Origin of the sequence: Paenibacillus macquariensis, from assembly GCF_900156375.1 — a bacterium.
In the GTDB taxonomy this organism is placed as follows: Bacteria; Bacillota; Bacilli; order Paenibacillales; family Paenibacillaceae; genus Paenibacillus_AQ; species Paenibacillus_AQ macquariensis.
Genome location: NZ_FTNK01000003.1, coordinates 315,425 through 329,028, shown reverse-complemented (window position 1 = coordinate 329,028; position 13,604 = coordinate 315,425). Strand labels below are relative to the sequence as shown.

18 protein-coding genes are annotated in these 13,604 nt (G+C 42.8%); all 18 read right to left on the bottom strand.

All coding sequences use genetic code 11. The features are described 5' to 3' along the window. Window positions 1-232: 232 nt before the first annotated feature. A complete protein-coding gene (locus tag BW961_RS07435) occupies window positions 233-553 on the bottom strand; it encodes a holin (RefSeq protein WP_068582905.1) in 321 nt (106 codons plus the stop codon). Between the two features lie 160 nt (window positions 554-713). Continuing rightward, entirely contained in the window at window positions 714-1,319 is a 606-nt protein-coding gene (locus BW961_RS31545; RefSeq protein WP_068582903.1) for a M23 family metallopeptidase, read from the bottom strand. Continuing rightward, window positions 1,316-1,723 carry a phage holin family protein gene (locus BW961_RS07425; RefSeq protein ID WP_068582899.1) on the bottom strand — a complete coding sequence of 136 codons (408 nt, stop codon included), beginning with the start codon at window positions 1,721-1,723 and terminating at the stop codon, window positions 1,316-1,318. Before BW961_RS07425 ends, BW961_RS31545 begins: the two co-directional genes overlap by 4 nt. Window positions 1,724-1,834: 111 nt before the next feature. Next, window positions 1,835-1,969: a hypothetical protein gene (locus tag BW961_RS31540; protein ID WP_280175187.1), complete on the bottom strand. Its 135-nt coding sequence runs from the start codon at window positions 1,967-1,969 to the stop codon at window positions 1,835-1,837. A gap of 50 nt (window positions 1,970-2,019) precedes the next feature. Next, a complete protein-coding gene (locus tag BW961_RS07420) occupies window positions 2,020-2,442 on the bottom strand; it encodes a hypothetical protein (protein WP_068582896.1) in 423 nt (140 codons plus the stop codon). 16 nt (window positions 2,443-2,458) lie between these two features. Continuing rightward, window positions 2,459-5,281, bottom strand: coding sequence for a tail fiber protein (locus tag BW961_RS07415; RefSeq protein WP_068582892.1), 2,823 nt, complete (start codon window positions 5,279-5,281; stop codon window positions 2,459-2,461). Window positions 5,282-5,292: 11 nt separating this feature from the next. After that, window positions 5,293-5,934, bottom strand: a complete 642-nt coding sequence (locus tag BW961_RS07410; protein ID WP_068582889.1) for a hypothetical protein — start codon at window positions 5,932-5,934, stop codon at window positions 5,293-5,295. Next, complete coding sequence (locus BW961_RS07405; RefSeq protein ID WP_068582886.1) at window positions 5,927-7,099, bottom strand: baseplate J/gp47 family protein; 1,173 nt, start codon at window positions 7,097-7,099, stop codon at window positions 5,927-5,929. The genes BW961_RS07410 and BW961_RS07405 overlap by 8 nt, the downstream gene beginning before the upstream one ends. Further along, complete coding sequence (locus BW961_RS07400; RefSeq protein WP_068582883.1) at window positions 7,089-7,457, bottom strand: DUF2634 domain-containing protein; 369 nt, start codon at window positions 7,455-7,457, stop codon at window positions 7,089-7,091. Before BW961_RS07400 ends, BW961_RS07405 begins: the two co-directional genes overlap by 11 nt. Further along, entirely contained in the window at window positions 7,445-7,831 is a 387-nt protein-coding gene (locus tag BW961_RS07395; RefSeq protein ID WP_068582882.1) for a Gp138 family membrane-puncturing spike protein, read from the bottom strand. Before BW961_RS07395 ends, BW961_RS07400 begins: the two co-directional genes overlap by 13 nt. Next, window positions 7,828-8,622, bottom strand: a complete 795-nt coding sequence (locus tag BW961_RS07390) for a phage protein (protein WP_068582879.1) — start codon at window positions 8,620-8,622, stop codon at window positions 7,828-7,830. The genes BW961_RS07395 and BW961_RS07390 overlap by 4 nt, the downstream gene beginning before the upstream one ends. Then, complete coding sequence (locus BW961_RS07385) at window positions 8,615-8,941, bottom strand: phage baseplate plug family protein (protein WP_068582876.1); 327 nt, start codon at window positions 8,939-8,941, stop codon at window positions 8,615-8,617. Before BW961_RS07385 ends, BW961_RS07390 begins: the two co-directional genes overlap by 8 nt. 16 nt (window positions 8,942-8,957) lie before the next feature. Next, the gene (locus BW961_RS07380; protein ID WP_068582873.1) at window positions 8,958-9,512 is read right to left on the bottom strand and encodes a phage baseplate protein; all 555 of its coding nucleotides are present in this window, start codon (window positions 9,510-9,512) and stop codon (window positions 8,958-8,960) included. After that, window positions 9,512-11,671: a phage tail tape measure protein gene (locus tag BW961_RS07375; protein ID WP_068582870.1), complete on the bottom strand. Its 2,160-nt coding sequence runs from the start codon at window positions 11,669-11,671 to the stop codon at window positions 9,512-9,514. The genes BW961_RS07380 and BW961_RS07375 overlap by 1 nt, the downstream gene beginning before the upstream one ends. Before the next feature lie 43 nt (window positions 11,672-11,714). Then, on the bottom strand, window positions 11,715-11,903 hold the full coding sequence (locus BW961_RS29810) for a hypothetical protein (protein WP_139331556.1): 189 nt from the start codon (window positions 11,901-11,903) through the stop codon (window positions 11,715-11,717). Further along, entirely contained in the window at window positions 11,866-12,174 is a 309-nt protein-coding gene (locus tag BW961_RS07370) for a hypothetical protein (RefSeq protein WP_068582867.1), read from the bottom strand. The genes BW961_RS29810 and BW961_RS07370 overlap by 38 nt, the downstream gene beginning before the upstream one ends. A gap of 20 nt (window positions 12,175-12,194) precedes the next feature. Beyond that, window positions 12,195-12,587: a phage structural protein gene (locus tag BW961_RS07365; protein ID WP_068527560.1), complete on the bottom strand. Its 393-nt coding sequence runs from the start codon at window positions 12,585-12,587 to the stop codon at window positions 12,195-12,197. Between the two features lie 12 nt (window positions 12,588-12,599). Then, window positions 12,600-13,604, bottom strand: a complete 1,005-nt coding sequence (locus BW961_RS07360) for a DUF3383 family protein (RefSeq protein WP_068582863.1) — start codon at window positions 13,602-13,604, stop codon at window positions 12,600-12,602.

Genomic DNA, 13,604 nt, shown 5'->3' with positions numbered 1-13,604 from the left:
GCCTGTTTCAGTTACATGCAGTTTATTGAGAGAAATAGATGGTTTACTTCATGGGCGTCGTGGTTACCTCATCATTCGTATTTGTGAATTACTGGTTACAGTATATCAGAAGTAATTTGGAAATGGAACTCGTAGTTATGTAAGATGCTGTAAACGCAAAAAAAGACCCCCTTGCCGATGCACGGGGGCTGAATAAAGACGCTCGTTGCTTATTTACTTCGATACAAATCGATTACTTCTTATCATTAGTCTTATTGTCTTTGCTATTATCTGAATTCACTATCGTATTACCAGTTCGTTTATTAAATGCTAACTCGAATAATCCTGTAGCTGATAACCCTGCCAGCCCTCCGCCCCACAACCTTTCTACTGTCTGCAAATCCGTAAATGGGTAAAAAGCTAATCCCAACAGTAAGCCAATGAGCACCCCAACTAAAGGAACAATATTCTTAGGTAGATTTATCGTGATTTTGACCAGTTGAACAACCGCCATTACAAATACGGATAACAGCGTAGCAAAAGATAAGACATCATTTAGATTCTGATTCACCATAAGTTATCACTACTCCTTTTCAAATCAGCAGAATGAAGTGATTTACAATACCTTTGAGGGCTTCATAACTTGCTTAACGGTCAAGACCCCCTTGAGAATAAATATGTTGCAATTGTGATAATAGTCCACGATAGGACAAATTGATTGCGTTGTTAATTTCCTATCCATTCTGTTTCATTTGTCCTGAAGCCACCCGTAATTCATCAGCCAGTCTACCAATCTCCTGTTTATCTGCTGGTGTCTTGGCATTCCCCCAAGCTGGCTTAAGATATTTATCAATGATGGCATTGGCGTCTTTTTTATTTAGGTTTGATATCTCCTCATTGGAATAAAAGTCTTGCAAGTATTTCGTAGGCTCAACCACACCAATTTCCGTCTCCGTATAACCATATGAGGGGGAGTAAGCTTTACGAATCTCATAATGAAGATGTGCACCTGTGGACACTCCTGTACTCCCTTGAAGACCCACCTTTTGTCCTCTTTTCACCATATCCCCTACCTTTACCAAAACAGCAGACAAATGAGCATAACAATGAAGATAACCTTTGTTATCCTTGATTGCGACCACGATACCGTAACCTCCGAATCCTGAACCTTTCATTCCCTCTTTCGCATGAATAACTTCACCAGCTACAAATGCATTGATCGGAGCCATAGAGGGTGTCCTTACAAGATCAACGCCTTTGTGGAACTTTAGAATTTGATATACAGGATGCATACGCATACCGAATGGACTTGTTAGTCTGTAAGATTCAAATGGATTCATGATTGATCGCCACCCTTTTGTTTGAGAATAGAAATAATATCTTTAATCTTATTCGGTAGGGGCAGTCCCATCCTTCCATAATTCTCAGTCACTGAAATCAGTTCATTCGTCAAATAAAAATAAATCGAACCCACCATAATGACATCGGTCCCAAATAACTCGTCTAATCGGTGTGCCAGAATCACAACAAGAATCATGAGGCCCTTTTTAGCCAATCCCCAAAACCCAACGTTGCTGCTAAGGCCGTTACCGACTTTCAGCGAAGCAACTATCCCTGTTAAATAATCGATTACAATCGCAAGTAGAAAAAATGAAATCAGTTCAGACCATTCTCCTACCAGGTAAGTGGCTGCTGATCCTAAAAGGGCGATGCCCCACTTTAACAGCAAATCTACTCTATCCATGTCCCATCTCCTCCTATTTTGATATAAAAAAATAGCCCCCGAGGGTTCGGGGGCAAAAAAAATACGCCTGTGTGGCGTTGTGATAGTGCACAATTGCGTAGTTTCGTCCTACTATTCAGCATCGATTAAAAATTCCAATCCACTATCTATTAGAACTTCACGAACTCCTGTTTGAAGTGAAGAAGGAATTTCACTAAATTTCGTTTTCCCTAGAATCACACGTTGTGCAAAAAAATTCGCCATCATAACATTACCTCCTCTTCACTTCGACATGACCCCAATTAATTTGTTGATTATCACCTATATACCATCATAGCCATTTCAGCTATAACCTCATCTATAAAATCAGCTCTTTCAGAAATGGCTTGATTTTGTGCTGTTAAAAGTGTATTCTCTTGTTCCAACAATTCTATTCTCAGTTGATCCTCCGTCTTAGGAATCGGCTCGGGTTCGACGTACTCCCCTGCGATTTCTTCCGGTGTTTTCTCTCGAATAGCTTCGCCGTCGAATTTATATAGATATGAGTTGCTAGAATATAACTGCCATTCTTCGATAGTAATAGGTAATGCTGCTTCGGGTATATTCTCACCATGAATAGTGTTGACGTAAAACCCTGTTATGTTTCCCGACTCGTTAAAATCTGCATAATATTGCGTGACTGGCGGCGTATATAGTGGTGGTTCTATCGGTGTCATTTTCACTTCGTCTTTTTCTGGCATGTTCTCCATTCCTCCCTTATGTTCCAATTGCTATCCATCTAACATTCAAAGCATTTCCACCGTTATGTTTCACTTGGAAATCGCTAATGATTGGATTAAAAACCGAGACGGATACAACGTCTTGACTTTCCACTGTGGCCGTGATAACACTGACCCCTGTCGCCCATGCAATCGGATATATCGACCTAGTTAGTGTGTTAGCTGGAACACCAAATATCACACCCCACTGAATAAGAAGGCCATTTGCTAATTTTTGGTATCCGCTAGTCCCTATGCTGGCAGGGCTATTTCTGTTATGCCACATCTCATGCCCATTAAATGTTATCTTTTCCCCTTCTTGCGTCCCGAACATTATGTCTCCAATGTCATTAGCGAGAGTTAACCTTTTGTCACCCGATCCGCCGAAACCGAGCCACATTCCGCGCTTGTCTGGATCTGCTGATCTCGGATACATTGACAAGTAAACATGATCCTCCACCGTTAATTGCCCTGCGCCTGCTTTTAAGGCGAAACTATTACCCCCATTGGTTATAATTTGAGACTTCGTAAATACATTTACCTGATCTGTGTTAGCTAATCGACTATCTATAAATGGCTCGATAGCCTTCTCTAAATCGGCAATTACCGTGTACATAGAATCTGCATATGTTAGGACACCCGGTATCATAGGAACTTTTGTAGATGACGCGATTACGTAGTTATCCCCCGGCTCTAGTACGATTGCACCGCTTGTCTGTACCTTCTCAACCACCTGATTTGCTAGTTGATATAATAGATTATAAGGAGTCCACGCATAGGGATTATTGGATGTAGGTAAAACACTTGCGCCCGAACCATTAACAAATTCGCCTACTTGCGAGGCTAATGGTGCTGGAGTTCCTACACCTATATAGCGCCGTACCCACCCCTTAGATCCGACCATACTATAAGGCTCCGGAGTAGTGTTCCAAGTTTCTTGACGCACCATAACCCATCCCATGAAGTACGCTTTTATTTCATCGGCTGTCGGTATATATAAGTCACCCCAACCACTATCCCGACTAGAGATATCCAAGTATACATGTGGAATTTTATCTATCTGATTGTCAGTAGACCACATAGTAATAGTGTTTGGGATTTTAGGTACGGTATCATAAGTTGTTCCTGTAACCATCAGTTCTCCACTATAATCAGTCGCCCACGTTTTTCCTTCTGTGAATGGTATACCCGGATATGGGATAGGAGCTCCGACTCGTGTGATACCCTTAGCAGAGTTGTTGTATCTCCATGCTAGAGAGGCATCTAATACAACACTCCCAAAACTCAGCGTCTTCTGCGGCCTACCACTCACATACTCCAAGGTGTCTTTTACGCTTCCATCAGGATTACTAAATAGTTTGGTGTAGGCGGTTAGAGATGTTCTGCTCTGAGGCTTGAACGGTAAGGGTGTGTCTCCTTCCATAAGTGTAGGATTAGTAAGTGTTTGGCTGTCTTTTCTGGCATCTACGGTAAAGAACACCTGAGCATAAAATGCGCCTTCTGGTGCTACGTGCGTACCTTTAAATTTACGCATTCCTTGGGTCTCTGTTGAGAAACGTACACTGTTACTATCAGCCCAATACATGAACAGACTATCCGGCACTCCTGCGGCTTTGTCGATAGTTCCACCTAATGTATAAGACTTTCCGGGAATTATTGGAATCGATATACCCGCCTGTGCATAATTGGATTCACCAAATGATATTACTTTTGCAGTATACGGGGAAATAATGTCCATTTTAGAATTACCTGCAATACTTATTTGCCAACCCCCAAAAGCTGGGAGCAAGTTGCCCTGTACACTTATGAACGTCGGATTCGTTACTCCGTGGATCCCCGCTCCGACGTATGGGTATTTCATCCCAAGTTGCTCACCAGTCATTCCGTCGAGTAGCTTATATTCTGCTTCTGTTACCTCATACACACGCATACCATCAACAAAGAAATACTCACCTACCTTTCCGGATCCAACAACTTCAGCGGAGCCTGCAAGGTCGACTGCTGTGGTAAACTTAGTAGCCGCCGTTTGGAAAGTTGTTGTATTGGAGTTGTTCCCAAAATTTAGCGCTACCATATCTGAAATATCAACTGATTGAATGGCTATACCCTGCGTACCACTTAAAGTGCCATTCTTGACATCGGCTAAAATTATATAGAATTTTCCCTTCGAGTACTTTATTGGTCGAAAACCAGTAGAACCCATTCCTGCGCTACTTATCATCGTAATTTTAAGACTGTTATTTCCATATTTCTTAATAGCTGAATCCAAGTTAACATCAACTAGATATCTCACTAAGGAACCATCAATTCTTTCAAACCCTCCCCTATTTCCTATCAGGTTAATCAGAGTTCGTCCTTCGACCTTCGGAAAAGCAATCGCCGGAGCCTTTCCACCTTGTATAACTTGTGTTCCGGCGTTGATCGTTGCTGTGCGTTCTGCGGATGTGGTGTTCTGCTCATATTCCACCAAATGCGCAGCAACAGTATCATTTACACTCTTAACCGCCTTCGGCGTAGCCGCCTGCGTCTCTGACGTACTATCTACTGCACTATTCAGTTGTGTGATACCTTTTACCGTTAACGATGCATCAGGAATATCTAAGTCAATCCCCGCAATCGCTTCAGCTATTTTCCCCTCCACATATGTCTTCTCTGCTGCCTTACTTTGCAACTCCTGAAGTGACTCAGCTGTCAAATTCATGAACCAGTTCAGCCACGCCGCAGGCGGGCGATCTTCTACTTCCCATCCTATATTCCTTTTGGACTCGGGAGGCTCAATTCCAATTGCTCCCCATTCTGGTGCTTGTTTATTAAATGCCACGATAACCCCTCCTATATCGGTAATTCGTAATCATTGCCTGGTACATATACTTCTCCGAGCGTGCCACCAACGGTCATATCTGGATCAGATAATCCAAAGATATCCTGTTGTAATCCATCATAAATGGATGACAACCGAAATGTACCTGCCAATTCAATTTGAGCAACATTAACGCCAGCGGCTACTGTCTTCTGAATGATCTTCGCAAATTGCAATGGTGACATTCCCACCTCATTCAGTCTTTTCATGGGCATTCGTATTAATGATAGAGATGCCGGTTCCGGATCATGCAGATCACTGAACTTTTCTTGAATCTGAATATCTTTATAATCACAATCCAAAGCCAAGGCAAGTACTCGTATAATCGTGTTAATGTCTGTTTTCGATAGATTTCTAGCGATCTTAGACTTTAACAGCACTCTGTACACTTCATCTGTCGCAGCACCACGTGGTTGAATAACATTCTGCCCGATACGATCCAATGTCGACCCTTGAGCTTTATCAATGTCCCGCCACTCACGAACCCTCTCAAGAGAAGTATTTAACTCATCCATCTGACCGTACAGAATACCGATTAATTTGCCGATATTACTGTTCGGGTTCTTGTTGAACACATCCGCGAACCGCGACATCATGTCCTTCACACTAAACATGACGATTCACCACAATGTCCTTGGCGTTAATCTGCGCGACTTGATACCGTTCTAAAGTAACGTTAGCCTCTTCCAGAACATCGTTTTTACCCACTTTTAACGTAAAATCCTCTATACCTTCAATCTGATCTACTGCACTGACCAACTTGTTGTATACAGCAGGTGCGCCCATCGATAGTCCATTGTAGTAACTACCGCCATCTTCTCCACCGATGTAACGAACAATAGCTGAACGGATCCGCTCATCCCCATCTGCGGGGTACTGTTCATTGGTCGTAAGAGTGACAACAACCTGTAAGACCACTTCTTGCGCTCGACTGAATTTCACCTCATGACCATACCCACCAATATCTAAGACCGTCTTCATAACATCTCCGTAAGACTCGATGCCACCCGCTCCGGTTGAAAATATAACTTGTGCAATCTCGTCATCATCTCCACCAAGCACATAACATTGATAGGTATGAGGAGGACGCCCCGCAGTGTCCAATTCATTAGTGAAATTCTGAATAACCGTTGCTGCTCTAACTGTACTAATTCTGAGTAAAGCACCAATTAGGGCGTCAATCGAAGCCGCACCTCCACCCGCAACCGACTGAGTAAATAAATCTCGAAATTCCGAGTCTGTCATTTTCTCTCGTCCACCTGTGGTTGGTACTGCATTGGTCACTCCCGTAACATCTGGGGTTGGATTCACAATGACGATAATCGAACCAACAGATACATTACCACCCTGACCTGGTTCTACAGCTTCAATAGGAACTGTTGCTATGCCGTTGCTATCAAGCGTTATATCTTGCGTTGTATCGAAGTAGACTTTCGCTTCTGTTGCGACACGAAATCCTTGTACCAACGTGTGACCCGCTGCTCCCATCAATTGAACAGAACCTCTAGCATATTGATCTAAGACCCGAGTGATGCCCACATGAGGTCCCAATCGATCCAAGCTACTGCCTTCTGCACTATTGATATAACTACTGTTGTATACATCCTCTGCTGTGACCCATAACTTTGAGAGAAACCATGCAAAGATACGTAGAATAATGCCTAACGGTGATCTTTCGGAAGTATTCACTTTATCCCCAAATGTCTCTTTAGCCTTATCATTCATTTCTGCAAAAAGGTCCTCGAACCGTCTGCGCTTAAACCCTGTTCTATCCAGCACCAATACTCACCTCTTTCGCTTGTATCCGTTCTCCCTCTGTACTTGTAGCATCAAACGTTACCAGTAGCGTCCTGGAGTTCTTCTCGACTGTGAAGTTGATTAAATCCACAGACTGAATTCGTTCTTCCTGCATCAGTCCCTGTGTTAGTTCTTCACGCATCTCTTCCTCATTTATCTGTTTGCCCAGAAATTTAGAGAATGTAATCCCCATGTCCGGGTTCAGAAACCATTCGGCCTTATTCGTTCCAATTCCAATGTGACAGCACTGAGAGATCTCCTCTGTACCTTCCACCATCAGTAAATTACCCGAGGTACTCATTAGAATATCTCCGGTCTCACTCAACTTTAAAGACTGCATGCAAACACCCCCACAATAACAGCGTCATTCACGTCATGTCTTCTTTCTGTATCTACGGATGCGACCTGCCCATTCAGAGCATTCTTGATTTCCCGATCAGCACACACAACATATACCGTATCTCCTGATTTAAGAGATGGTCTGTAGACCTGTTCTATCTCATTCACTTTGAATCTATGCCCAAGTGTTGGAACACTCTGAATCATCGCAGGTTCACTTTCTGCTGTTCGGACCAACGGCTGCACATCAGCCTTACATGTGACTTCATCAAATGAAATGACACGACATGGGAAGCCCACATGAACTGCACTCAATTGATGAACCATCATCTGAGCTATTACTTGGGACAATGTTGAAGCAGGATCATTTTTCACATGATCGCCTCCATTTCCGTAGTGAAGTCCCCAGTGCGACTCATATGATGCTTACCACTCCGAACATGTAAGCGGCCTTCAAATTGTGGAGTAACTAGCTCAATAACCGAAGCGGTTGTAATACGGTGCTGTAATTGTGATTTGAGATTATATCCTTTGAATCCACCCTCTTCAAATCGTTCTGGCTTCCCAATTAAGCCCGTCCCTTTGGATAATCGGAATACTTTGTCCCCTGCACGACGCAAACTTCGCACGTAGAGTTTTCCTTTGTTAATAAAAGCCGATGTGCCACAATCTTTCGCCACCTTAGCAAGGATCTCAATGACAATCCCCTTGGCTGTGTAACCCTCTTTATACTGGTAGTCCACATTCAACTCCATTTGAGCTATTGGTAGCTTAATAATTTCTGCCAATTGCTTGATGATATAGCTAGCCGATGTATTCTTAGCAAATGCCGTCTCGTTCATTTCTTTCTTAGCGTAATTCTTATCCTCACTGTCTAACACAAAGATAGATGTCACCTTATCCACACCATCCCATTGTGTCTCTACCTTTGAGATGTAGCCCTGAAGCATAAGACCTACGTCTCCACGATAACCACCATTCATTTGCAACAGGGCATCACACTTGATGTTGTTCAGCGTCTTATCCGATAAGTTCCAAATCTTAATCTCACTCTCATTGGGCAAACTATCATTATCAAAAGGAATGGTAGCTTCCATTGCAAAATCATCCATGCTGAATTTACGATTGGCGACAATCATTTCAGTCACTCGCCCAAAGTTAACCATCCTCTTCCTCCCCATTTTCAATGACATATAAAAAAACACTCTCAGAGAGTGTTTCCCATGTCACATCTATACTGTTCTCAGATTCATCGTATGGGATGATCGAGACTTTAGGGAAACGATGATCCATGACGTCATAAAAGAGGGACATCGCATAGATCAGCTTCTCTCCTACAATTAATATTTCCCCATCTCGTTCTAAATCGACTGTAAAGAAATCATAATCCTCGTTGTAATTCACTTCAAAGGAAAACACCTCGTCTGCAAGTGAAACATCAAACCGATATGGAATAAGATTCTTTTCAATATCAATATAATTCATACATCCTCACCCTCCCCTACATCGGCATTTCCCACTGAGTTCCCCTCTTATGTGTGGATTTCGGCACCTTTGGCTTTATCGTCTTCTTCGAAGGCGTCTTTACCGTATTCGAGTTACTATTACTCCCCTTAGTCGTACTATTCTTTTTGCTAAGAGGTTGCTTAACTCCAGCGTTCGCAGCCTTGGCGACTTGTGCTTTAATGGGTGCAGGAAGAGGAACCTTAACATAAGATGAACCGGCAATCCGAACTTCCTTCATGCTCAAAGTAAACGCGAAACCATTCATTATTGTATGATCATGCTTAGGAGAGAATCCTGAGATTAATCCTCTAAAAGTGGTTCGACCCGAAAACTGAACTATCTCACCTTGATCCTGAGCCTTCACAATCATCGCCCTTATACTGACCGCATTATCACCAACAATAACGCCGCTAATCGAAAGTGTCCTGGCTTTACGCTGAACATGGTCGCTAAGATCGATATCCCTATCCACGGGTTGATCCGTGATTTCTACTTCATAACTCGGGCTCTCATCTTCTACTAGAATGTAATGACCGTTGAGTAATGCCATTATCCCATCGCCCCCAATCCGTTACGACGTAGTACACTTTCCAATATTTTTTGAACTTCTTGGGCAACAACAACGCCCATATTCTGTGCACTTGGCAGCGTACCTGAGCCACCTTCTACGGTGACTGGGACAGTAACATTAATGGATACTCCACCATTACTTGATGCTACTCTAGCAGGAAAGTTTCTTGCTGGATCTGAGGATGAATAAGCTTTGTTCTCCGCAGCAGTCATGACTCTTTCACCCTTATGGAGTTCAGCAATATAACCATCAAAAGGGACGTTAGCTAAACCTAGAGCATGTCTACCATCAACAGCAGGACCACCAACTCCTCCTGTAATAGCACCTGTAGAAGCCGACCCTTTAGGAATAGTAGGAATTGTAGGGATGTTGATATTAAGAGGTCCTCCCAACCAATCCGGAAGATCAATACTCAGCGCACTATTGATTTTTTCAATCATGCTGTTTATTTTCCCAATAATCCAATTGATTCCTGTTACAAAACCTCCCTTTATCCCTTCCCACATCCCAACAATTCCTTCAGAAATATTAGTCCATAAATTAGATGATATGGTCGAAATTTGATCCCATATACCGGAAATAGTGTTAAAGATATTAGTTACAAACGTCGTCACACTGGTGACAATAGTAGTCCAAATTGTTGTTATTGTTGTCCAAATTGCCGTAAACACTACAGTTGTAGACAACCAGATCTGATTCCAATAGGTAGATACCAGTGTTACAATCCAACTAATTGAACCTGTGATCGCCCCCCATATTGCTAATCCCCACGTTACAAAAAAAGTAATAATCGAACTGAATATGGACATGGTGAACGCTACAAATGTCGTCCAAATTGCAGACAGCCAAGGTCCAATAGTTCCCCAATTTTTAAAAATCAGGATAACACCAGCCATTGCAGCACCTATGAGTAATGCTAATCCTATAATAGGAAGGAGTGGAGCTATCATTGCCCACCCAGCTACCGCTGAAGCCCACATAGCTGGAGCCATGGCCACCATAAGCACTAGTGCGACAGCGCCAAGAGCGGGTACCAGAACATCAAGATGATCAATAAAGAATCCCACAACTTCAGAAGCAAATTCTAACAGGGGTACAAGTAGCAATCCCAGAGGGATAAGAAACCCTGTCTCAATCTGCCTCCCTATCGTTTCGAGTGCTTCTCCGGGTGAATCAAAATTCGTATTATTCATCTTCTCCATCGTGTCCTTCGTCATATCAAACTGACTTCGAGCTGTCCCCATCGCAGCAATAATAGGTGCATCTAGGCTTTTGAATTGATCCCCCATCAGAGCCACACCTATTGAATTCCGTTTCACAGGATCTTCAATCTTTGAAAGCATCTGCATAATTCCTGAGAATGATTCCTTAGCCTTAGGCCCACCAGCAGTAAAAGTACTGATCATTTGATCTGCATTCAGACCGAGAGATTCGAATGCCTTTCTCGTTGCATCAGATCCATTCGTAGAAAGAGTACTGAATTGTCCAATAGCGGCACCCACCGTATCTAGACTAAGTGCACCATTATTCGACCCAGCGGCTAAAGTATCGAACATTTCATTAGCAGTGAATCCCAATTCCTGAAACGGCTTAGAGTATTGATTAGCCGTCTCCACAAGCTTGCCTGATCGATCCAGTCCACTTTGCGCTCCTTGTGCTAAAAGTCCCATGGATTGTTCTGAAGTAACGCCGAAAGTTTGCATCATCGTATCTGCTGTTTTAACAGATTCTGTGACACTATAACCAAAAGCGTCCTTTAATAACAAAGCATTCTTTGTTGTATTCTGTAAGTCGATCCCGGTCTGCTTCGTGATCTGCATCGTTGTTGATATAGCACTCCCTAGATCTTCCCACGACTTCCCAAAATTATCTTTGTACAAATTATTAGCAACAACCTCGGTGGCCTTCATCTGTTCGTTTGTAGCACCAGTTGCTTGTTGAATCGTCGTCATCGCATTCGAATATTCATCCGCTGCGGCTATTGCTTTCTTTCCTATGGATATAGCATTACCAACAACGTTTAGTTTTTTGACTAGATCCGTTAACTTCATCGTCTCTTTTTCAGCAGCTTCGATTCCAATATTAATAACTTTGATGTCTATCACATACGTACGATTACCGATGATTCCTTCACTCAAATAAACCACCTCACATGAAAGAAAGAGCACCCAAATTGGGCACTCATTTCTTATTCATTTCCTTTTTTTGATGCTCCATATAAATATCCAAGGCTGCATTGGCTTCTGCAAGATCGTCATTGTCCATCTTATCCAGATCACTGTACGAAATCTTCATGTCAGATAACATGAGCCGCCACATGAACCAATTTTCTTTAGCTTTCCTGCGAGCTTCCGCCTTGCTGATGGTCATCCGATTCACCATCCTCGTCTTGTCCGGAGATGAATGCATAGGCCGCATTGATGACTTCGGTGTATTCTTTATAGTTCGAGAAATCATCAATTTTCAATTTAGGATTAACAACGACATGCTTTAGCACTTCTTCGGCTAGACGTTCCTCCAGAACGACGCCGTGTTTGTTCATCGCTGCATCCTTGATTTTGGATACGGTACGCACTCCCGGATGCTGGAACATATATTCTTTCTCCAAAGCTTTGGATGTATAATTTTTTTGTTTAAACATGAATGATCGTCTCCTTTAATTTACTCGACCACATGGTCAAGACATTGAATTTCATACTGGCGGTCTTCTGCTTCATTACCATAGGTACGTGTTGCCGGCTTTTTAACAAACGCTTGCGTAACTGTGATGGTCTCTTTAGGTTCACCATTGAAAATAATGGAGATAGGCACAAGAGTACCCGTCCGTGCTAACTTGTCTAGGTATGCCACCTGCGGACTTGTTGGAAATAATGTCAAAGTGAGTGTCCCTAATGGGTTATTCACTTTCGTCATAACTACATCACCCTGAGACCCTACCTTAGCCGTCTGCGCATCTTCATCCTTCTCAAATTCCACCATATCTTCTGAGAATCCAGTAATATATATCCCACCAATGGTCACCGTCAGGTCCATCGGATCATAAGTTGTTGCCATATCTATCTCTCCTTACAGCTTAATTACGCCGCTTATTTTAGTTTTGTGAATAGCTCCTGCCAATTCGAATGAGAATGAACCGTCATTGTATTCCCGCTTCTCACGATCCGCTGGATCGACTTGAGAACGTGATTTGAAAGTAGTGCTATAGAGTGGTAAACCATCCTCATCTCGAGCAATCATGCCATTCATATCCGCACGCTTCAGAACCGTCTTCACTTCGCCCTCAATCTGAGAAATCCCTGTGTTGTCATAGCGAACCTTATCTTGTCGATTGAATAGCTTCTGTACAGCAAGTTCAATGCTCTGCGTGATATAGTCTTGGGAATGCATAATATCGATAAACTCCCCACTAACGGTCTTCCCTTCACTTGTAACGTCATCACCTGCTTTAGTGACATAGGTATTTGCACCAAGATCGTGAATACTCAGTAATTCCGTTGTATCCATATCTACAGGTATAATGCCTCGCAAAGTCAGGTTTTTCCACGTCAGACTCCCTGGAGCTGTTGATGCTGCTCTACCTACCCATGCAGCCTCAGGATAATTAGATACATCTTCATGATAGAACAGGGCCGTACGTGTGAATTTCTTCGCCTTCAATGTAGCAAGGTTCGCTTTATCACTACTATGAGCAATAAACATCCGTGTACCATTCTGCTCCACTGCTTCAGCAATGGTTGTAATGTCCGCAATCGCTGTAGATGTAGACAGAAGGAAATACCAATCCTTCGTAAATACCTTACCTACCAAATCCTCTAGTGTTTCTCCAACCGTCTTATGAAGCATGATGGCAATTTCAGCGGGAGAGTTATCTCCTTGATTCAAGAGCGCATAGGCCGCCTTGTACACTTCGGTATTCTCAGGAAAATCTTTCTTAACCGCTTCTAAATCTGCATACGTTGTATACTCCAACCCACTTACGCTTGCACCAATAATCATTGGTTTACCAAAACCAAGCTTAGGTGTCGGACGTTGAATATCAATCGTTACTGTTACATCACTTCTTACTGACAC

Bases quoted from the DNA above. Each gene is read 5' to 3' on its own strand.
- BW961_RS07435 (WP_068582905.1), bottom strand. From the start codon at position 553: ATGGTGAATCAGAATCTAAATGATGTCTTATCTTTTGCTACGCTGTTA.
- BW961_RS31545 (WP_068582903.1), bottom strand. From the start codon at position 1,319: ATGAATCCATTTGAATCTTACAGACTAACAAGTCCATTCGGTATGCGT.
- BW961_RS07425 (WP_068582899.1), bottom strand. From the start codon at position 1,723: ATGGATAGAGTAGATTTGCTGTTAAAGTGGGGCATCGCCCTTTTAGGA.
- BW961_RS31540 (WP_280175187.1), bottom strand. From the start codon at position 1,969: ATGATGGCGAATTTTTTTGCACAACGTGTGATTCTAGGGAAAACGAAA.
- BW961_RS07420 (WP_068582896.1), bottom strand. From the start codon at position 2,442: ATGCCAGAAAAAGACGAAGTGAAAATGACACCGATAGAACCACCACTA.
- BW961_RS07410 (WP_068582889.1), bottom strand. From the start codon at position 5,934: ATGTTTAGTGTGAAGGACATGATGTCGCGGTTCGCGGATGTGTTCAAC.
- BW961_RS07400 (WP_068582883.1), bottom strand. From the start codon at position 7,457: ATGCAGTCTTTAAAGTTGAGTGAGACCGGAGATATTCTAATGAGTACC.
- BW961_RS07390 (WP_068582879.1), bottom strand. From the start codon at position 8,622: ATGGTTAACTTTGGGCGAGTGACTGAAATGATTGTCGCCAATCGTAAA.
- BW961_RS07385 (WP_068582876.1), bottom strand. From the start codon at position 8,941: ATGAATTATATTGATATTGAAAAGAATCTTATTCCATATCGGTTTGAT.
- BW961_RS07380 (WP_068582873.1), bottom strand. From the start codon at position 9,512: ATGGCATTACTCAACGGTCATTACATTCTAGTAGAAGATGAGAGCCCG.
- BW961_RS29810 (WP_139331556.1), bottom strand. From the start codon at position 11,903: ATGACCATCAGCAAGGCGGAAGCTCGCAGGAAAGCTAAAGAAAATTGG.
- BW961_RS07370 (WP_068582867.1), bottom strand. From the start codon at position 12,174: ATGTTTAAACAAAAAAATTATACATCCAAAGCTTTGGAGAAAGAATAT.
- BW961_RS07365 (WP_068527560.1), bottom strand. From the start codon at position 12,587: ATGGCAACAACTTATGATCCGATGGACCTGACGGTGACCATTGGTGGG.